Raw genomic sequence first — 18,974 nt, 5'->3', positions numbered from 1 at the left:
TCAACTCCTCAGCGCAGGTAGCGAATCCGCATCCAAGACAAATTTCAAGGCAATCCCGTTGTTACACCAACGTTCGCCACGTGGCGGCGGACCGTCATTAAATACGTGACCCTGATGACCACCACATCTTGCACAATGATATTCAGTTCGTGGAAATATCAACATAAAATCACGACGAGTTCCAAGATGCCCTGGAATAGGTTGAGTAAAGCTGGGCCAACCTGTTCCACTTTCATATTTATGTATACTTTCAAATAGTGGCAGATAACATGCCGCACAAATAAAAGTCCCATCACGGTATTCTTGATTAAGTGCACTACTACCTGGTGGTTCAGTATCTTCCTCAAATAATACTTTGTATGCCTCTGGCGAAACTAAATCACGCCATGCTGCATGCGGCTTGTCTAAAGGAATAACGGTAATCGTATTTTCAGAATCTGCAATGGCCTGCCGATGTACATAGAAAGAAACTAATGGCAAACTCATAATTATGCCAAAGCCTTGTAGAAATATACGTCGTTTCATAAAGATCTCCTCATAAAATATCTAAATTATGAATACAATCATACGGTCAGTATCCCGCAAATAAATTTTCCGGGCGGATCTCATATTCGAAAGGCTATTCACCTACAATTCCTATAAAGCGCATTCATGGATGCAGGTATCTACATAAATCCTGTATCATCACTATTTTAGTAATTATATCTTAGCCTACATGAAAATTACTTTTTTGGACTTTGAACAAAGCATTGCTGAGTTTGAAGCAAAAATAGAAGAATTACGCTTTGCTCAAGATGATTCTGCATTGGATATTTCAGCAGAAATAATACGTTTACAAGCAAAAAGCCAATCGCTCACTAAAAGTGTATATTCCAAATTGACACCTTGGCAAATTTCACAAGTCGCTCGACATCCGCAGCGACCTTCTACGCTCGATTATATCCAACACCTATTCACTGATTTTGAAGAACTCCATGGTGACCGAAACTTTTCTGATGATCATGCTATCATCGGTGGGCTTGCACGTTTTAATGGCCAAACAGTGATGATTATTGGCCATCAAAAAGGACGTGATACCCGAGAAAAAATTTATCGTAATTTTGGCATGCCTAAACCTGAGGGTTACCGCAAGGCGCTTCGTCTAATGCGCCTGGCAGAAAAATTCTCTGTACCACTCATTACCTTTATTGATACCCCCGGAGCTTATCCCGGCATTGATGCAGAAGAACGGGGGCAATCTGAAGCCATCGGTAAAAACCTTTATGTTCTATCCGAATTACGGGTGCCAATCGTTTGTATCATTATCGGTGAAGGAGGATCTGGCGGTGCATTGGCTGTCGCAGTGGGTGATAGTATACATATGCTACAGTATGCAACCTATTCTGTTATTTCTCCTGAGGGTTGTGCGTCTATACTATGGAAAAGTGCTGACAAAGCATCTGAGGCTGCAGAAATTATGGGAATCACTGCTGATCGGCTTAAAGCCATGAATTTCATTGATAGTACCATCAATGAGCCTATTGGAGGTTCTCATCGCGACTATCCGAGTACAATGCAATCGGTCAAAAATGTATTGCAGGAATCATTGAGAAAGTTGCAGGATTATTCCATCGAAGCATTATTAGAAAAACGTCTTGAACGATTAATGGGGTATGGTTCTTTCAAGGAAATTAAAATCGAATAACCTGTCGTGTTATACAGAAAAAATTCTGCATGCTTACATTAAGCAAAACAGTCATCTTGTCGTCGCACTAAGTGGCGGTGTGGATTCAGTCGTACTACTACATTTACTCGTTATTCTATCGAAAAAAATACAATTTACACTTTCGGCTGTTCATGTTGATCATGGAATTAGCAACAACGCGACAGCCTGGAGCAAATTTTGCTGCGATCTATGTCATGCTGCCGATATTCCTATTACCGTTGTACATTTAAAAATCAACAAACACTCTGGAATTAGCCTTGAGGCAGCAGCCCGGAATGAACGCTATCAAGTATTCAATCAGCTAAAAGCTGACTATGTGGTATTGGCTCAGCACTTGGATGATCAGGCTGAAACACTGCTGCTACAATTATTACGTGGAGCCGGAGCAAAGGGGCTGGGAGCAATGCCTATTATCAGAAAACAGCCGGCAGACATGGCTCCGTACATACTCCGGCCATTGCTTGAAATTGCACGCATACGTATTGAAGAATATGCAAAACAAAATAAATTAAGCTGGATTACCGATGAAAGCAATAACAGCATTGCTTTCAATCGTAATTACTTGCGCCATCAAATTTTTCCTTTGTTAAAAAAACGATATCCGGGCTATCAAAAAACACTGCTACGCACAAGTCGTCATTTGGCAGAAGCTTCGAATCTTCTGGATGAATTAGCTGAAATAGATTATAAAAACTGTACGGTTTCTGGAAATATTCAGGTGGCAAGTTTGCATAAGCTAAGCCTCGCACGCGCTCGGAATTTGTTACGCTACGTATTCTCAAAACAGGGGGTAATACTTCCCAGCACAGCAAAACTAGCCGATATATTGCATCAACTGCTATCCTCACGCAGGGATAATAAATTGCATGTCACTTTCGGAAATACAGAGATTCGTTGTTACAAAGGCATAATGTATATTATGCCAAAAAATACAATGCCTGAAACACAATGGCGGCTTTCCTGGCATGGCGAAAAACAATTGTTTCTTGCGGATTTAAATGGCACGATTTGCTTTATCCAGTTGGAGAATCAAGGCATTAATATTCAGAAACTAATGAGTCAACCCGTAACTATCCGTCCACGCTTAGGTGGCGAACGATTCTATCCTGACTGCAAACGACCTCGCCGAAGTCTAAAAAACTTATTACAGGAGGCGCGCATGCCACCATGGAAACGTAAAACTTTACCATTATTATTTTGTGAAGAGCATCTTGTCTGGGTCCCTGAAATCGGGATAGATTGTAATTTCCAGGTAAAACCGGGTGAATCGGGACTAGTTCCGGTATGGGAGCCAACTCTATAACCAACCTTGCTGTCAGGTTTCTATAATTCTTAGAAACCTTCGCACGGTAGACTGAAGTGGTACCGCAAAACTGGACAAATTGTTAAGCTCTGATATGAGATAAATAGAGAGACACAATCATGAGCAAGAAACGCATGCAATATTCAACAGAATTCAAAGCCAAAATAGCCTTGGCAGCAATACGTGGAGAAGAAACGGTACCACAACTAGCCCTCGTTATCCTATCCATCCCACGCAGATTAATAGCTGGAAACGTTATTTGATTGAAAAGGCCAGTGATTTGTTTGGCAAGAATGGTGACGCCAATAATAAGAATGGTCATAGTGTCGACGATTTACATCGCGTGATTGGGCAATTGACGGTGGAACGCGATTTTTTAGCCAGAAAGCGCGATCATTAAGTGTTGCTGAGCGCAAAACAATGAGCGAGCACCACGAGAAACTAAGTCAATCGCGTCAATGCCATTTGACTTCGTGTTGCACACTCGCCGTATTATTATCAGTCACAATCCACAAGTGAGAGTGAGTTAATTTTGCGGCGTAAAATGAATGAACAGTATTTGAAAACACATAGCATGCTTCACGCAGTTATGCCACCTGGTTCAGGCGCCAGAGGATGATGATAGGCCGCACAAGGAAACAACCTCAATGATGAAGATGCTGGGCATTATTAGCACAGCATCAAAGCCCAAAATTAGCATCCCGGCCAAGCAGCACAGGAAATATCCTTATCTGCTCAAAGGTAAGACCATTAGTCGTCCCAACTAAGTTTGGGCGACTGATATCACTTACGTGCCGATGGAAAAAGGTTTTGGCTATCTTGTTGCTATTATGGACCGGCATTCGCGTAAAGTACTGAGCTGGCGCTTATCCAACACGTTGGATGCTGACTTCTGTGTCCGGATTTTGGAAGCTGCCATCCAGGATCATGGCTGTCCAAAAATCATGAATAGTGATCAGGGTGTGCAGTTTACCAGTGAGGCATTTACATCAATACTAAAAACCAATGGTATACAGATCAGCATGGATGACAAGGGCTGCTACTATGACAATATTCGAGACCTTTGCAAAAACCCAGTAGTTGAAAAATTAATCCTTTATAATCAATACCAAAAAACCTCTAGCGAGGGCTTTTACAAAAATCTCTATTTTTGTTGAACGGTTATGGCGTACAGTCAAATACGAACATTTATATGCTCGGGAATTCAACAATCTAAAGGAGATAAGGAAAAGTTTAAATGTTTGGTTCAACTGGCACAATCAGGAATATTTTCATCAAAGTCTTGATGATCTAACACCAGATGAGGTTTACTATCAGAAGCATGCAATTCCTCAAGCTGCCTGAGCTTGATTAACCAGCCATGTTAAAGCTTAATCTTAATTTATCTTCAGGTTGTCTAGGTTTAATGGGGATCACTTTACAAGAGCAATTCTGGATAGGCTGGGCGATCCGTAACATCAATTGTGGCGCATAATGCTGACCAATTGCTTTTTCGATGGATGCCCAGCCAATCAGATGGTCAACTTGATTCAGAAAGTTTCCTTTGCGGGTACGGCGCACGACATCAAAATCCGAGAAGTTCACAATACATACTCATCTCATTGATTAAAAATAGTATTTTATCAAAAATAGCAGTCAAATATACCGTCTAGCGTGCAAAGGTCTCATACTGACTGAACTACTTGATACAATAATCGAGATTTTTGCAAAAGCCCTCGCCAGAAGTTTTCAACTATTGGGATTTTGCAAAGGTCTTTAATTATATATTCAAGATCAGTCTATTAGAAAGCTAATTGGGCGCGAATCATGAAAGTATCTAAATTATCAAGTTTACTGCCATCACTTTTAGTAAGCGGCGAATCCGTAATTTTTAATGCTTTGTCGTAACCCGCCATCAACCGAACGGTTTCATTAAGGTACCAATTTAAAGCAATCGTAAGGTTAGATAATTTACCACCTTTGAAAGTATTATCATTTAAATCTACTTCAGCATAACGTACAGCTAACTCCCATGCTCCCATACCGCCATTCGTAAAACTGAAGTTCTTGGCCGGAATCACTTTATAAAATTTACCGTTCTTATAGTTACGTGACTCACCTGTTAGAGTCCAGGCTGCTTCTCCATACCAGCCATTAAAATTCAAACTGGATTCCCCATTCTTACGATCTATCCAGGTATTTGTGTATTCACCACCGATACTAAAAGGACCCATAACACCGCTCGCTTCAAGTCCAAGCATTTTGATATTCTTAATATCTGTGATGCCAGCACTAATCAAATTTAAATTAGACATATGGGTTGACTCACTTGCTAACTGAAGAGGCCGGTCAGCTATTTCACCAGCATCATTGGGTTCGCGGAAATTACCGGCCACACCTAAATGAATAACCCGACTTTCTTCCATTATTGGCGCAAAGGTGACCCGAGAACTGACCGCCCAACCTTCGTCAGCGCGGGTCTTCCTCTTATTCGCAGCGATGGTATCCCCATAAATTCCAACCTGACCTGTCCAGTTTCGCCCGCGACGTGATACATTAAGGCCCAACGCGCGATCAACTGTTGATTCATTAAGAACATTCATCACTGAACGTTCTATAAATATCATATCATTTGAACTTTCCTGTAATTCACGACTAAAAGCTTGTTTCTGTTCTCCCACAATAATATCGATAAAATCCAGGCCAGTATAGTTAATAAACATATCTTTTACCCCAACCTGGTTATCAGCAAAATCAACTTGGCTTTTAAAATTCCAATCCCTAAAAAAAGTACCGCTAAACTCCATACGCCCTCTTCGAAGCTCTGTTCCGTCATTAGCCTCAATGCGCTGACCATCTGCATCACGAAAATTATCGCCACTACTAAAAGAAGCATCCGCATGAATACGACCACCCAGCTTAAACTTAAAATCACCATCTGATGTCTCGAATTTCAAACCATCTTTCCCCAGCGACACCTTAGTTGTATCCATTGTAGCGAGCCTTTCCTGTGGAATTTTTGTTTCTTCTGATTTTGCTTTTTGCTCAGAATAAGTCGCACCTTCTCCGCTAGTGTTAATGGAAGAATCCTCTATTCTCTGGAAGGAACCTAAATGCTCTCTACCAGCCCCAGGTTCCACATAGATTTGTTTGGTTTCAATATCCACGTAAAGGTCTATTGCGTAAGCAGTAAATGATAGGCTTACACATATAAGCATAATAGATGCCAGTATCAACTTGGAGAAACTCATTTTAGCCCCAATAATTGGTAAAAAACTGCGATGAGTTTATTAAATTCTTGTTACAGTTTTATGACATAGATACAACAAACTCTCTTATCTGCGGAAATACACACCTCTGATTCTTATAACCAGTATTGTTTTGAGATGGGCGCCAGCTGCTTTTTAATGCTATCTATAAATTTAAGTATTACAGCCAGTGAGGCATGCCGATTTTCATGAAATCCTCCATTCCATAAAATTAATCCATGGAATGGAGGACAAAATATAGAAAAGAAACCTTTGCAAAAATCCTCGTCAGAAGTTTTCTGCTATTGATTATAAAGGGTTAATTTTTCAACTATTGGGGTTTTGCAAAAGTTTCAGAAAAATTGCTACCAACACTCGAATTGGAGCTATCGGGAATCAAACATGAATTGACAGAAGTCAAAACGATACGAGGTTTCATAAAAGATGTGCGGTGTATTTCGACGAAGGAGTCGCAATGGGATACCGTCTAATTGAATCGATGCGACCGAACTTATTGAGCTTGTCCCAAAATATCCAAAAATCAAGGTATGTGGCGCATTGATTTATTAAAATAGAGGCACGACTATTGTGGGAAGAAACAGCCATGTCCCGTCAAGTTGAAATGATTTCACTGGAGAAGTTAGTTTCTCCTGACCACCCTTATCATTATTTTAAGCAGGCACTCAAGAAACATTTATTGCGCGTTGTTTATCTGTCGTGTCATCTGATTTAGGCCGAGAGGGTTACGGCATAGTCCGTCTTTTCTACGGTTTGTTATTAGAGTTTATGGAGGATTTAAGTGATCGGGAATGTGAACGATTTTTGAAAGAGAACCTGAGTGGCAAATGGTTGTGTGGATTTGGATTAAGTGAGATAACGCCAGATCACAATGTGTTTTATCATACCCGTAAGCGCAAGGTACCGAACGGTTGAGCCAACTATTTGCTCAGATGCGTGAAGAGCTTGCCCGTCATGGCTTGATCAGTGAGGTATTTACGTTTGTGGATGCAACACACTTAATTGCCAAAGCGAATTTATGGAAAGAACGAGATCGGGCAATCAAAGCAAAACTGGACAAGCTTAACAACGAAGTACTGCCCAAGCTCGCCTGTGATAAGCAGGCAAAGATTGGTACGGCTATAAACAGCATAGCGCCCCGTTGACATGCAATCGGGTTTAATCAACAAGGTAGCCGTGACAGCCCCACTTCCAACTCAGGTTTCCTCTCAGCTCAAAGCAAATCACTCAACTGAATTAAGTCCAGCGAGCTTAGATATTAGATCCGTAGGCTGAAAAGAAGACCAGTGCCCTAAGAGCTCAGAGGTAAGAATCATCGCTATGCTAAAGCTAGCGATGATTGATTCGTTGCCAGGCTAGTGAACTACTGATAGGTTGTTACGACAAAATCCCTCGGTAATTAATCCGCCAGTTTCCCTTAGTAATAGCACTAATGAAAATCATTTCAGAACAACAAGCCGATTCGATCACTGTATAACCTAATTACTTCCCATCAATATCATCGGAATTTCCAAGCAGAATTAGATAATATATTCATACTCACTTCACTGAAACGCTTAGCAAAACGTTCAGCGATACCTTCTTTGGCAGTATAATCAACAATATATTCAGATTTAATTACCTCACGTGCAACATATTCGGTGCTTCCCAGTGCATCAGCAAGCCCTAACTCTATACTCTTTTCACCTGTCCAAATGGCTCCACTAAAAATCTCTGGAGTATCCTTTAAACGATCACCTCTACCTTGTTGCACTATTCCGATAAACTGATCATGGATTTCTTTCAACATTTCTCTAGCATGATCTTTCTGCTTAGGATCAGCAGGGGAAAACGGATCAAGAAAGCCCTTGTTTTCTCCAGCAGTGAGCAAACGACGTTCAATACCTAATTTTTCTAATGTCCCAGTAAAACCGAAACCATCCATTAAGACGCCAATAGAACCAACTAAGCTAGCCTTATCAACAAAAATCTTATCCGCCGCCACTGCCACATAATAGCCACCCGAAGCGCATATATCAGTAATTACCGCATATAATGGTATCTTTGGATACTCTGTACGTAAACGACGAATTTCATCATTAATATAACCAGCTTGTACGGGGCTTCCGCCAGGACTGTTAATTCGTAAAACTACGCCTTGCGTATTCTTATCCTTAAAGGCTTCTCTCAAACTTGAATTAACATTGTTTGCGCTACTAATGCTGTCAGCCGAAATTTCACCATGCAAATTAACAAGTGCCGTATGTTTATCTGCTATACGTACCCCGCTATTACCAATCCATCCCAGCCCTAGAGAAAGGAGAATAAATAAATATATAAAAAACAATGACTTAAAAAATATTCCCCAACGACGAGTACGCTTCTGCTCATTTATAGAAGAAAAAACTAGTTTTTCTAAAAGTTTTCTTTCCCAATTCTCATTTTTACTTTCAAGATTATTCATGATTATTACCGTCCATTAGTAGCATATATCAGAATCATGCCCAACTCTGAGTTCAACGCTATACTATATAAATTAATACACACACCAAATTGGAATAAAAAGCTTGTCTTGCAGAAACGATAGCCATAATTCGTGATATCTTAAAAAAATAATCTCATGTTTATATCGTATTACTCTATCTAAAAGAATATAAAAATTAAGATAATTGATTGATAGGCCTATAAATCTAGGTCGAAAAATTGAGCCCAAACTAGACGATCACGAATATCAAGCTTACACAACTTATAGAACAACCTATTAGATGCCTGTAGAACCAAAATTCCGTATCAAAAAGAAATACGCTTGCCACAATCTCGATCCACTCTTGGAATTAATTCCCCCTTTCCTCCAAGCAATGGAAAAATAGTGTAAATGAGCAACCGAGGGCGGGTTTCTCAATCAGCCGCTTCTCCCTGACGGTTTCACGAATCGACGCATTCAGATTAATTCTATAATGATTCAAATTATCGCAAATTTAGAAAATTTTAGATGAAGCTCATGCTATTAAAACATGAAAATAAATAATAATATACCTGTTGTTATCCCGTTATCAAGGTGCCTTCATGAGTCTTATAATTTGCACCAATCTCATATTATAAATAAAAAAAACCCTCATTTTTTAGGATGAGGGTTTTATAAAAATTTGCCTGGCGGTAACCTACTTTAACATGCGAATGCACACTATCATCGGCGCTACTTCGTTTCACGATTCTGTTCGGGATGGGAAGATGTGGGTCCAAAGTGCTATGGCCGCCAAGCGTAACTATATACAGGATTAAAAATAATCCTGTATTTGGAAGAAGTAGAAAATAATTAGATATGTATACATATACCCTATATAACAAATAATTTCTTAAGGTTATAGGATCAAGCCGCACGGTCAATTAGTATCGGTTAGCTTAACATATTACTATGCTTCCACACCCGACCTATCAACGTCGTAGTCTTCGACGAACCTTTAGGAGAGTTAAACTCTCGGGAAGTCTTATCTTGAGGCGAGTTTCCCGCTTAGATGCTTTCAGCGGTTATCTCTTCCGCACTTAGCTACCCGGCAATACGACTGGCGTCATAACCGGTACACCAGAGGTGCGTCCACTCCGGTCCTCTCGTACTAGGAGCAGGTCCACTCAAACTTCCAACGCCCACGGCAGATAGGGACCAAACTGTCTCACGACGTTTTAAACCCAGCTCACGTACCACTTTAAATGGCGAACAGCCATACCCTTGGGACCGGCTACAGCCCCAGGATGTGATGAGCCGACATCGAGGTGCCAAACTCCCCCGTCGATATGAACTCTTGGGAGGAATCAGCCTGTTATCCCCGGCGTACCTTTTATCCGTTGAGCGATGGCCCTTCCATACAGAACCACCGGATCACTATGACCTGCTTTCGCATCTGCTCGACTTGTCAGTCTCGCAGTCAAGCACGCTTTTGCCATTGCACTATCAGCACGATTTCCGACCGTACCTAGCGTACCTTCGTACTCCTCCGTTACAATTTGGGAGGAGACCGCCCCAGTCAAACTGCCTACCATACACGGTCCCCGATCCAGATAATGGACCTAGGTTAGAATCCCGACAACATCAGGGTGGTATTTCAACGTCGGCTCCATGAACTCTAGCGAGCCCACTTCATAGCCTCCCACCTATCCTACACAAATGTTATCAAAATCCAATGTAAAGCTACAGTAAAGGTGCACGGGGTCTTTCCGTCTAGCCGCGGGGAGATTGCATCTTCACAAACATTTCAACTTCGCTGAGTCCCGGGAGGAGACAGTGTGGCCATCGTTACGCCATTCGTGCAGGTCGGAACTTACCCGACAAGGAATTTCGCTACCTTAGGACCGTTATAGTTACGGCCGCCGTTTACCGGGGCTTCAATCAAGAGCTTGCACCCCATCATTTAACCTTCCGGCACCGGGCAGGCGTCACACTCTATACGTCCACTTTCGTGTTTGCAGAGTGCTATGTTTTTATTAAACAGTCGCAGCCACCATTTCATTGCAACCCTTTTCCGCTTCACGCGCGAGGCGCTACACGTACAAAGGGCACACCTTTTCCCGAAGTTACGGTGCAATTTTGCCGAGTTCCTTCTCCCGAGTTCTCTCAAGCGCCTTGGAATTCTCATCCCACCCACCTGTGTTGGTTTACGGTACGGTCCTCATTCAACTGGAGCTTAGTGGCTTTTCCTGGAAGCATGGTATCACTCACTTGGCACTCCGAAGAGTGTTTCGTTATCACGTCTCAACTAAGCCGCCCGGATTTGCCTAAGCAGCACGTCTACACGCTTGAACCGGGACATCCAACACCCGGCTGAATTAACCTTCTCCGTCCCCACATCGCATTGAACAAAGGTACTGGAATATTAACCAGTTTCCCATCAGTTACGCATCTCTGCCTCACCTTAGGGGCCGACTCACCCTGCGCCGATTAACGTTGCACAGGAAACCTTGGGTTTACGGCGAGGGAGTCTTTCACTCCCTTTATCGCTACTCATGTCAGCATTCGCACTTCCGATACCTCCAGCGGTCTTCTCAAACCACCTTCACAGGCTTACGGAACGCTCTCCTACCATTTACATATAATGTAAATCCCTAGCTTCGGTGCACAGTTTGAGCCCCGTTACATCTTCCGCGCAGGACGACTCGATCAGTGAGCTATTACGCTTTCTTTAAAGGATGGCTGCTTCTAAGCCAACCTCCTGACTGTTTTTGCCTTCCCACTTCGTTTCCCACTTAACTGTGTCTTGGGGACCTTAGCTGAGGGTCTGGGTTGTTTCCCTTTCGACACCGGACGTTAGCACCCGATGTCTGTCTCCCACGCTTACACTCTTTGGTATTCGGAGTTTGCAATGGTTTGGTAAGTCTCAATGACCCCCTAGCCATAACAGTGCTCTACCCCCAAAGGTGATACGTGAGGCACTACCTAAATAGTTTTCGGAGAGAACCAGCTATTTCCAGATTTGTTTAGCCTTTCACCCCTACCCACAGCTCATCCCCTAATTTTTCAACATTAGTGGGTTCGGACCTCCACGAGGTGTTACCCTCGCTTCATCCTGGCCATGAGTAGATCATCTGGTTTCGGGTCTACACCCAGCAACTAAACGCCCTATTAAGACTCGCTTTCGCTGCGCTTCCCCTATACGGTTAAGCTTGCTACTGAATGTAAGTCGCTGACCCATTATACAAAAGGTACGCAGTCACCCGATATCGAAATATCAGGCTCCTACTGTTTGTATGCATGCGGTTTCAGGATCTATTTCACTCCCCTTCCGGGGTTCTTTTCGCCTTTCCCTCACGGTACTGGTTCACTATCGGTCGATTACGAGTATTTAGCCTTGGAGGATGGTCCCCCCATATTCAGACAGGATTTCTCGTGTCCCGCCCTACTTTTCCCAATCCTAGTTCCACATTTGAATTTTCATCTACAGGGCTATCACCTACTATGGCCTAACTTTCCAGAAAGTTTGATTAATTCATATGCTAAAAATTGGAGGCTGATCCCATTTCGCTCGCCACTACTCTGGGAATCTCGGTTGATTTCTTTTCCTCTGGTTACTTAGATGTTTCAGTTCTCCAGGTTAGCTACACTTAACCTATATATTCAGTTAAGGTTGACCCTTGCTTAATCGATTCTTTTAGTAAAAAAACATTAAAAACCGATTAAGCAAGGGTCGGGTTTCCCCATTCGGACATCTCCGGATCAAAGCTTGTTTGCCAGCTCCCCGAAGCTTTTCGCAGGCTTCCACGTCCTTCATCGCCTGTAATCGCCAAGGCATCCACCACATGCACTTATTCGCTTGATCCTATAACCTTAAGAGCTCTTTACAAAAATAAATTCATATTAAACTATCAGTTACAGGTATTTGCAAGCATCACATTGAAAGATATGATGCTTTGATACAATCTAACCCATTACCTTGCACTTATATTTCATAAATTTAATTGAATAAATTTACTCTAGTATAAATACAAGACATTCTACTTCTTCCAAATTTTTAAAGAACAATAAAAATAAACCTAATATACAAAACTAAATTTCATATATTAATTATATTTCAAAGATGTATAAAGCTCATCTTCAAAACTTTAATTTTATAGATGTATTATATAAAAGTATAATACTGGTGGAGGTGAACGGGATCGAACCGATGACCCCCTGCTTGCAAAGCAGGTGCTCTCCCAGCTGAGCTACACCCCCTATTTAAGTTGGTGGGTCTGGGTGGACTCGAACCACCGACCCCACGCTTATCAAGCGTGTGCTCTAACCAACTGAGCTACAGACCCTAATTATGAGCCCAAGCAACATGCATTCTATTTAATAAACATATTTAGATGCTGTTTGTTGATTCTTAGCTCTACTTTTATATAATCTAATACAATCGATAGGTTGTGGATACTCAAACAAGGAATTTCTCTAGAAAGGAGGTGATCCAGCCGCAGGTTCCCCTACGGCTACCTTGTTACGACTTCACCCCAGTCATGAATCTCACCGTGGCAAGCGCCCTCCTTGCGGTTAGACTACCTGCTTCTGGTGAAACCCACTCCCATGGTGTGACGGGCGGTGTGTACAAGACCCGGGAACGTATTCACCGCGACATGCTGATCCGCGATTACTAGCGATTCCGACTTCACGGAGTCGAGTTGCAGACTCCGATCCGGACTACGACGCGCTTTCTGAGATTAGCTCCCCCTCGCGGGTTGGCAACCCTCTGTACGCGCCATTGTATTACGTGTGAAGCCCTACCCATAAGGGCCATGAGGACTTGACGTCATCCCCACCTTCCTCCGGTTTGTCACCGGCAGTCTCATTAAAGTGCCCAACTAAATGATGGCAATTAATGACAAGGGTTGCGCTCGTTGCGGGACTTAACCCAACATCTCACGACACGAGCTGACGACAGCCATGCAGCACCTGTGTTATCTTTCCCTTTCGGGCACACTCACCTCTCAGCGAGCTTAGATACATGTCAAGGGTAGGTAAGGTTTTTCGCGTTGCATCGAATTAATCCACATAATCCACCGCTTGTGCGGGTCCCCGTCAATTCCTTTGAGTTTTAATCTTGCGACCGTACTCCCCAGGCGGTCAACTTCACGCGTTAGCTACGTTACCAAACCTATTAAGATCCGACAACTAGTTGACATAGTTTAGGGCGTGGACTACCAGGGTATCTAATCCTGTTTGCTCCCCACGCTTTCGTGCCTGAGCGTCAGTGTTAACCCAGGGGGCTGCCTTCGCCATCGGTGTTCCTCCATATCTCTACGCATTTCACTGCTACACATGGAATTCCACCCCCCTCTGCTACACTCTAGCTTTGTAGTTTCAAACGCAGTTCCCAGGTTAAGCCCGGGGATTTCACATCTGACTTACAAAACCGCCTGCGCACCCTTTACGCCCAGTAATTCCGATTAACGCTCGCACCCTACGTATTACCGCGGCTGCTGGCACGTAGTTAGCCGGTGCTTCTTCTGTCGATACCGTCATTAGTTACGATTATTAGTCGCAACCTTTTCTTCTCGACTGAAAGAGCTTTACAACCCGAAGGCCTTCTTCACTCACGCGGCATGGCTGGATCAGGCTTTCGCCCATTGTCCAAAATTCCCCACTGCTGCCTCCCGTAGGAGTCTGGGCCGTGTCTCAGTCCCAGTGTGGCTGGTCGTCCTCTCAGACCAACTACTGATCGTCGCCTTGGTGAGCCATTACCTCACCAACTAGCTAATCAGACATCGGCCGCTCCAAAAGCACAAGGTCTTACGATCCCCTGCTTTTCTCCTCAGAGATTATGCGGTATTAGCACATCTTTCGATGCGTTATCCCCCACTTAAGGACACGTTCCGATGTATTACTCACCCGTCCGCCACTCGCCACCAGGAGCAAGCTCCCGTGCTGCCGTTCGACTTGCATGTGTAAAGCATGCCGCCAGCGTTCAATCTGAGCCAGGATCAAACTCTTCAGTTTAATTCTGTTATACTCTCGCTTGACGTTTTTTGACTTCATGATTAGTGAATTATCATGATTTCATTTTGTTTTGCGAGTACTTCAATTTATTACCAAGCCGCTACATTCCGCAGCAGGCTTAGCTTTCCTTGCTAAGTACCCACACCTATCGATTGTTATATTTTTAAAGAGCGTCTCTGCTTTGTTTGCTACGTCATGCAGAGAAGAATCGAATTATACAGACTATAATCCAGTGGTCAAGCTATTTTCTATTTTAATAATGATTTTTTCTCTTATTGAGACTGTCAGTTGCTTTAATAATTATTAATATGTAATAAATACAGTTGCTTATCTAATTATCATCATTTTCATTTTGATTAGCGTATTTATTAGCGCGATTCTTTCCTTCATAGAACCCTTATATTAATTTACGCCATGCTTCAAACTTGCTTCTATAAAATCATCCAGATCACCATCTAGCACTCCCTGAGTATTCCCAGTTTCCATGTTTGTACGTAAATCCTTGATGCGTGATTGATCTAATACATAAGAACGAATCTGATGCCCCCAACCAATATCAGACTTTGACTCTTCCATTGCTTGTTTTTCCACATTACGCTTTCGCAATTCAGCTTCGTATAGGCGTGACTTTAACATTGCCATCGCATCTGCTCGATTACGGTGCTGAGATCGACCGTTCTGACACTGCACGACGATTCCTGTTGGATTATGCGTAATACGTATAGCGGAATCCGTTTTATTAATATGCTGACCACCAGCACCTGATGCTCGAAAAGTATCTATACGCAAATCAGCTGGGTTGACATCTATTTCAATTGTTTCATCTATCTCAGGATAGACAAATACACTTGCAAACGAAGTGTGACGGCGGTTGCCAGAATCAAACGGAGATTTCCTAACTAATCGATGTATCCCTGTTTCAGTCCTCAAGTATCCATAAGCATATTCTCCTATAATTTTAAAGCTTGCACTTTTAATACCTGCTGTCTCACCAAATGATTCTTCCAAAATTTCCACTTTAAACCCACGCCGTTCACAATAGCGTAAATACATACGTTCCAGCATAGCTGCCCAATCCTGAGCCTCGGTACCACCCGAACCAGATTGAATGTCGACAAAGCAGTTATTTGAATCCATTCGATCAGAAAACATACGACGAAATTCTAAAGTGGCTATTGTTTTTTCTAACCGATCAATATCATTACCGATACTCTCTAATGTCGCTATATCATTTTCTTCTCTCGCCATTACAAATAGCTCGCGGGCATCATACAACTCTTGCTCAACCGAAGTCAGCGTGACGACTATCCCTTCCAACATTTTTTTTTCACGCCCCAACTCCTGAGCGCGCTGATTATCATTCCAAACAACAGGGTCTTCAGCTAATCGTGTGATTTCAATCAGCCGTGTCTGCTTAGCATCAAAGTCAAAGAAACCTCCGCAATTCTTTTGCTCGATTATCAAGATCGACGAGCTGGTTTAAAAATATATTTATTTGTTCCGTTTCCATAAAATCCACCTAAAATCAATATTATATATAAAAAATAATCGAACCGAATATGCTAATCACACACAAAATCTGTTTTTACAATCATAAATTCAAATAAGCATATAAGACAAAACCAGGCTTTAACTTTTCAATCATTAAATCACTCCAATATTCGTTGATAAATAATCATGCATACAATTACATTAAATCTTAATCTTAATATCGCGTAAATACCTCCATATCATGCTCACTAAAAATTAATTTTTAGTGTACGTAGCTTGAAACGGCTTATTGAACAAGATTTCACGAGCTCAAGCATGGTTTTTCTACTATTCCCAATACTTAGATCATAACCATGCAAAGAGGAATAATTAGCTATTGAATCTAAATTTAATCGTAATACAGGAAAATTATTGGGGATAGTTAATAGACGCTCGATATCACTAAAACGACATTCGTCTTTTGTGTAGAATAATTCTATCGACTTCGAATTGATTCATGCTCATGATTTGAATATCAATCGCTTAAATAAAAATATGCTACTTCCTCAACATCAGTGTGCCGCTATTGTCAGAACCTAAAGACTCTGGCAACCTGGTTCAATCAGGGTATAACATTCATAGTAGCGCTGCTCATTGAATATCCAATATTTTTCTCACGAACAACAGCATTAATCTGATAACAAGATTGCACTTTCATCGCATGACAACTGCTTCATTACCCAGCAATCCCAACTGATTGAAAGCAATAATCCAATCAACAAGCACATCGATTACTCGGCACATCAACAACAAAAGTCTTCAGAAAACCGGCTATAACAAAGATTGCATAGTAGCCTTGGCAAAACACAAGTCTTCCCAGGCTTTTTCTTTTTCAGACAGCACACGTAATAAGTAGGCTGGATGATAGGTAACAATTAATGGAATACCAGAATATTCATATAACTTGCCACGCAAATTAGAAACATTCTCATTACATTTAAGAAGGCTCTGCGCTGCAGTCTTTCCCAACGCAACAATCAGTTTGGGTTTGATTAATGCTATCTGTTTTTCAAGATAAGGCTCACATTGACTAATCTCATTCAAATCAGGATTTTTGTTATTGGGCGGGCGGCATTTTACAATATTAGTGATGTAAACTCGGTATCCACGCTTCAATCCAATTGCTGCCAGCATATTATCAAGCAACTCTCCAGCTTGACCAACAAAAGGTTCTCCGGTCGCATCTTCTTTTTCTCCTGGTCCTTCACCGACATAAAGCCAATCCGCATTCTCATCACCAATGCCAAATACCGTATGCGCACGCGTATGACTTAATGGACAAGCAGTACAATGCATCACCGAAGTTTTAAGCTGACTCCAATTCATCTGCCGAATTTCTGAACAACGCTCTTGATTAATCGAAATCGCAAGCTTCTGACTCTTATTCCGTTTCTTTTTAACCGAATGCATCTGAGATGGCGCATGATATTGTTGATCATTCGGTTTAATACGCCATATCGGTGTTAAGCCTAATTCTTTAAGTATTTCTTTCCGTCTATTATTCATAATATAAACTTCATAACAATAGCGTCTTCACGCCCACACATTGCAGGATAATATCCTTTACGTATTGCGATCTGCCGGAAACCGATCTGTTTATATAAATGAGCAGCACCCTGATTCGATTCGCGAACATCAAGCAGTATGGATTTCACGCGCTGTTGTCTGGCGAATTGAATAAAATGCTGCAGTAATTTACTACCCCATCCCTTGTTTTGCCATTCAGCGGCTATACCAATCGTAAGTATATGTGCTTCGTCTGGGCCCATCATCATAACGCCATAGCCAAAAAATGTATCCGTCTGTTCTAATACCCGACAAAAATATCCCGCACTGATTGAATCAGCAAAGTTTCCCACAGACCATGGAAAAAGAAAAATCTCTCGCTCAATCATGATTACTCGATCCAGATCACATGAAAGCATCTCTCTTATCCATACTTTTTCCTGTAAAAGAGCATCATTCATCGCTCATTTTCCTTCAAGGCTATTTTGTTACGTATGTATATCGGTGTTGCATCCATCGGATCAATGGCTGACTTACTTACAAATTTTGGAACAGCCAATTGAGCGATCTCTTGTGCATGGGGATGCATACCTCGTTTAATATGGAGAAGATGCTCACCATACAGAGCAGATAATTCTTTGCTATAAACATCAAAGCCACTACCACAACCAATCCAGTGACCATCCGACAATGACGGTGCCTGTTCTGGCTGACAAAGCGTGGGTGCCGTTACTGCCTTCCAGCTTTCAGCGAGTTTCATATAAGCAGCATGGTAGATTTCGCCCATGCGAGCATCGAGCGCCACAACAACCTGATGATGACCCGCTCCTTGTGCCACCGCTTCCAATGTACTAACACCAACAACCGCAAGATTACTAGCAAATGCCAGCCCCTGAGCCACGCCACAGGCAATACGCAAACCAGTGAAAGAACCTGGCCCCGCGCCATAGGCAATACCATCTAATCTTGTTAACGATAATTCAGACTCTGCTAATAATTCCTGTAGCATTGATAACAGTAATTCGGAGTGTCGGCGGCCAGCAAGTATTTCCTTGTTACATATCTTGCCATCCAGCCAGAGTGCAGCGGAACAATATTCTGTGGATGTATCAAAAGCGAGGATTTTCAAAGTGTCTAAATAGATAAAATATCCGGAGATTCTAACCAAACATTCATTCAGCCATCTCTTTATAGTGAGAGGCATTCTGAACTTATATATACTGCGACCTTCCTTTTTCTAAAAAA

General features: G+C 42.2%; 16 protein-coding genes, 2 tRNA genes, 3 rRNA genes and 1 pseudogene. 9 read left to right on the top strand and 13 right to left on the bottom strand.

Features of this window, described 5'->3' with window-relative positions; all coding sequences use genetic code 11:
* On the bottom strand, window positions 1–525 hold the full coding sequence (gene msrB / locus BUQ89_RS04925) for a peptide-methionine (R)-S-oxide reductase MsrB (protein WP_028461656.1): 525 nt from the start codon (window positions 523–525) through the stop codon (window positions 1–3).
* Between the two features lie 190 nt (window positions 526–715).
* Here msrB and BUQ89_RS04920 point away from each other — a divergent pair, with 190 nt between their 5' ends.
* From BUQ89_RS04920 to BUQ89_RS14555, 6 genes and pseudogenes are all read left to right on the top strand, one after another.
* Window positions 716–1,684 carry an acetyl-CoA carboxylase carboxyltransferase subunit alpha gene (locus BUQ89_RS04920; protein WP_028461657.1) on the top strand — a complete coding sequence of 323 codons (969 nt, stop codon included), beginning with the start codon at window positions 716–718 and terminating at the stop codon, window positions 1,682–1,684.
* Window positions 1,653–3,008, top strand: coding sequence for a tRNA lysidine(34) synthetase TilS (tilS, locus tag BUQ89_RS04915; RefSeq protein ID WP_028461658.1), 1,356 nt, complete (start codon window positions 1,653–1,655; stop codon window positions 3,006–3,008). Before BUQ89_RS04920 ends, tilS begins: the two co-directional genes overlap by 32 nt.
* Before the next feature lie 119 nt (window positions 3,009–3,127).
* The gene (locus tag BUQ89_RS13705; protein WP_177183590.1) at window positions 3,128–3,271 is read left to right on the top strand and encodes a hypothetical protein; all 144 of its coding nucleotides are present in this window, start codon (window positions 3,128–3,130) and stop codon (window positions 3,269–3,271) included.
* The gene (locus tag BUQ89_RS13700) at window positions 3,268–3,408 is read left to right on the top strand and encodes a hypothetical protein (RefSeq protein WP_177183589.1); all 141 of its coding nucleotides are present in this window, start codon (window positions 3,268–3,270) and stop codon (window positions 3,406–3,408) included. Before BUQ89_RS13705 ends, BUQ89_RS13700 begins: the two co-directional genes overlap by 4 nt.
* Before the next feature lie 379 nt (window positions 3,409–3,787).
* Window positions 3,788–4,165: pseudogene (locus tag BUQ89_RS13205) on the top strand (transposase); the annotation flags it as partial.
* Window positions 4,107–4,352 (top strand): integrase core domain-containing protein, encoded by a 246-nt coding sequence (locus tag BUQ89_RS14555; protein ID WP_083399528.1) that lies wholly within the window; start codon window positions 4,107–4,109, stop codon window positions 4,350–4,352. The pseudogene BUQ89_RS13205 and the gene BUQ89_RS14555, both read left to right, overlap by 59 nt.
* Window positions 4,353–4,358: 6 nt before the next feature.
* Here BUQ89_RS14555 and BUQ89_RS04900 read toward each other — a convergent pair whose 3' ends face one another.
* Together BUQ89_RS04900 and BUQ89_RS04895 are read right to left on the bottom strand one after the other, a co-directional pair.
* Window positions 4,359–4,592: a hypothetical protein gene (locus BUQ89_RS04900; protein ID WP_028461660.1), complete on the bottom strand. Its 234-nt coding sequence runs from the start codon at window positions 4,590–4,592 to the stop codon at window positions 4,359–4,361.
* Window positions 4,593–4,789: 197 nt separating this feature from the next.
* Entirely contained in the window at window positions 4,790–6,154 is a 1,365-nt protein-coding gene (locus tag BUQ89_RS04895) for an OprO/OprP family phosphate-selective porin (RefSeq protein ID WP_245812898.1), read from the bottom strand.
* Between the two features lie 685 nt (window positions 6,155–6,839).
* Between BUQ89_RS04895 and BUQ89_RS14340 the strand changes: the two genes are divergently transcribed.
* From BUQ89_RS14340 to BUQ89_RS04885, 3 genes are read left to right on the top strand one after another with little or no spacing between them, the layout of a single operon-like run.
* Window positions 6,840–6,968, top strand: a complete 129-nt coding sequence (locus BUQ89_RS14340) for a hypothetical protein (protein ID WP_256205442.1) — start codon at window positions 6,840–6,842, stop codon at window positions 6,966–6,968.
* Entirely contained in the window at window positions 6,953–7,168 is a 216-nt protein-coding gene (locus BUQ89_RS04890) for a transposase (RefSeq protein ID WP_074202512.1), read from the top strand. The genes BUQ89_RS14340 and BUQ89_RS04890 overlap by 16 nt, the downstream gene beginning before the upstream one ends.
* Window positions 7,165–7,398 carry a hypothetical protein gene (locus BUQ89_RS04885; RefSeq protein WP_143071246.1) on the top strand — a complete coding sequence of 78 codons (234 nt, stop codon included), beginning with the start codon at window positions 7,165–7,167 and terminating at the stop codon, window positions 7,396–7,398. The genes BUQ89_RS04890 and BUQ89_RS04885 overlap by 4 nt, the downstream gene beginning before the upstream one ends.
* Window positions 7,399–7,751: 353 nt before the next feature.
* Here the strand turns inward: BUQ89_RS04885 and BUQ89_RS04880 are convergent, their stop codons facing one another.
* The 10 genes from BUQ89_RS04880 to tsaB all read right to left on the bottom strand — a co-directional run bounded on the left by BUQ89_RS04880 (window position 7,752) and on the right by tsaB (window position 18,933).
* Window positions 7,752–8,696: a S49 family peptidase gene (locus BUQ89_RS04880; RefSeq protein ID WP_028461663.1), complete on the bottom strand. Its 945-nt coding sequence runs from the start codon at window positions 8,694–8,696 to the stop codon at window positions 7,752–7,754.
* 684 nt (window positions 8,697–9,380) lie between these two features.
* Window positions 9,381–9,493, bottom strand: a 5S ribosomal RNA gene (gene rrf, locus BUQ89_RS04875).
* 105 nt (window positions 9,494–9,598) lie between these two features.
* A 23S ribosomal RNA gene (locus BUQ89_RS04870) occupies window positions 9,599–12,540 on the bottom strand.
* Between the two features lie 319 nt (window positions 12,541–12,859).
* Window positions 12,860–12,935, bottom strand: a tRNA-Ala gene (locus BUQ89_RS04865).
* A 9-nt stretch (window positions 12,936–12,944) separates the two neighbouring features.
* Window positions 12,945–13,021: transfer RNA gene (locus BUQ89_RS04860), tRNA-Ile, on the bottom strand.
* Window positions 13,022–13,155: 134 nt separating this feature from the next.
* Window positions 13,156–14,693, bottom strand: a 16S ribosomal RNA gene (locus BUQ89_RS04855).
* The 16S, 23S and 5S rRNA genes sit together here with 2 tRNA genes alongside, the layout of an rRNA operon.
* 402 nt (window positions 14,694–15,095) lie before the next feature.
* Window positions 15,096–16,203, bottom strand: a protein-coding gene (prfB, locus tag BUQ89_RS04850) for a peptide chain release factor 2 (RefSeq protein WP_143071245.1) whose coding sequence is annotated in 2 segments (ribosomal slippage) — window positions 15,096–16,121 and window positions 16,123–16,203 — 1,107 coding nt in all. Because the reading frame shifts where the segments join, the coding sequence is not laid out codon by codon here.
* A 791-nt stretch (window positions 16,204–16,994) separates the two neighbouring features.
* Window positions 16,995–17,729 (bottom strand): uracil-DNA glycosylase, encoded by a 735-nt coding sequence (locus tag BUQ89_RS04845; protein WP_028461665.1) that lies wholly within the window; start codon window positions 17,727–17,729, stop codon window positions 16,995–16,997.
* Window positions 17,726–18,190: a ribosomal protein S18-alanine N-acetyltransferase gene (gene rimI / locus BUQ89_RS04840; RefSeq protein WP_028461666.1), complete on the bottom strand. Its 465-nt coding sequence runs from the start codon at window positions 18,188–18,190 to the stop codon at window positions 17,726–17,728. Before rimI ends, BUQ89_RS04845 begins: the two co-directional genes overlap by 4 nt.
* Window positions 18,187–18,933 carry a tRNA (adenosine(37)-N6)-threonylcarbamoyltransferase complex dimerization subunit type 1 TsaB gene (gene tsaB, locus BUQ89_RS04835; RefSeq protein WP_342742965.1) on the bottom strand — a complete coding sequence of 249 codons (747 nt, stop codon included), beginning with the start codon at window positions 18,931–18,933 and terminating at the stop codon, window positions 18,187–18,189. The genes rimI and tsaB overlap by 4 nt, the downstream gene beginning before the upstream one ends.
* Between the last annotated feature and the right edge of the window lie 41 nt (window positions 18,934–18,974).

The sequence above is a fragment of the Nitrosomonas cryotolerans ATCC 49181 genome, assembly GCF_900143275.1.
GTDB lineage: Bacteria > Pseudomonadota > Gammaproteobacteria > Burkholderiales > Nitrosomonadaceae > Nitrosomonas > Nitrosomonas cryotolerans.
This window is presented reverse-complemented; position numbering and strand designations above follow the sequence as displayed.

What these genes read in the sequence shown, in the direction of transcription:
- tsaB (WP_342742965.1), bottom strand. Translation starts at nt 18,933, where the DNA reads ATGCCTCTCACTATAAAGAGATGGCTGAATGAATGTTTGGTTAGAATC.
- BUQ89_RS04920 (WP_028461657.1), top strand. Translation starts at nt 716, where the DNA reads ATGAAAATTACTTTTTTGGACTTTGAACAAAGCATTGCTGAGTTTGAA.
- msrB (WP_028461656.1), bottom strand. Translation starts at nt 525, where the DNA reads ATGAAACGACGTATATTTCTACAAGGCTTTGGCATAATTATGAGTTTG.
- BUQ89_RS13705 (WP_177183590.1), top strand. Translation starts at nt 3,128, where the DNA reads ATGAGCAAGAAACGCATGCAATATTCAACAGAATTCAAAGCCAAAATA.
- BUQ89_RS04880 (WP_028461663.1), bottom strand. Translation starts at nt 8,696, where the DNA reads ATGAATAATCTTGAAAGTAAAAATGAGAATTGGGAAAGAAAACTTTTA.
- BUQ89_RS14340 (WP_256205442.1), top strand. Translation starts at nt 6,840, where the DNA reads ATGTCCCGTCAAGTTGAAATGATTTCACTGGAGAAGTTAGTTTCTCCT.
- rimI (WP_028461666.1), bottom strand. Translation starts at nt 18,190, where the DNA reads ATGAATGATGCTCTTTTACAGGAAAAAGTATGGATAAGAGAGATGCTT.
- tilS (WP_028461658.1), top strand. Translation starts at nt 1,653, where the DNA reads ATGGTTCTTTCAAGGAAATTAAAATCGAATAACCTGTCGTGTTATACA.
- BUQ89_RS04845 (WP_028461665.1), bottom strand. Translation starts at nt 17,729, where the DNA reads ATGAATAATAGACGGAAAGAAATACTTAAAGAATTAGGCTTAACACCG.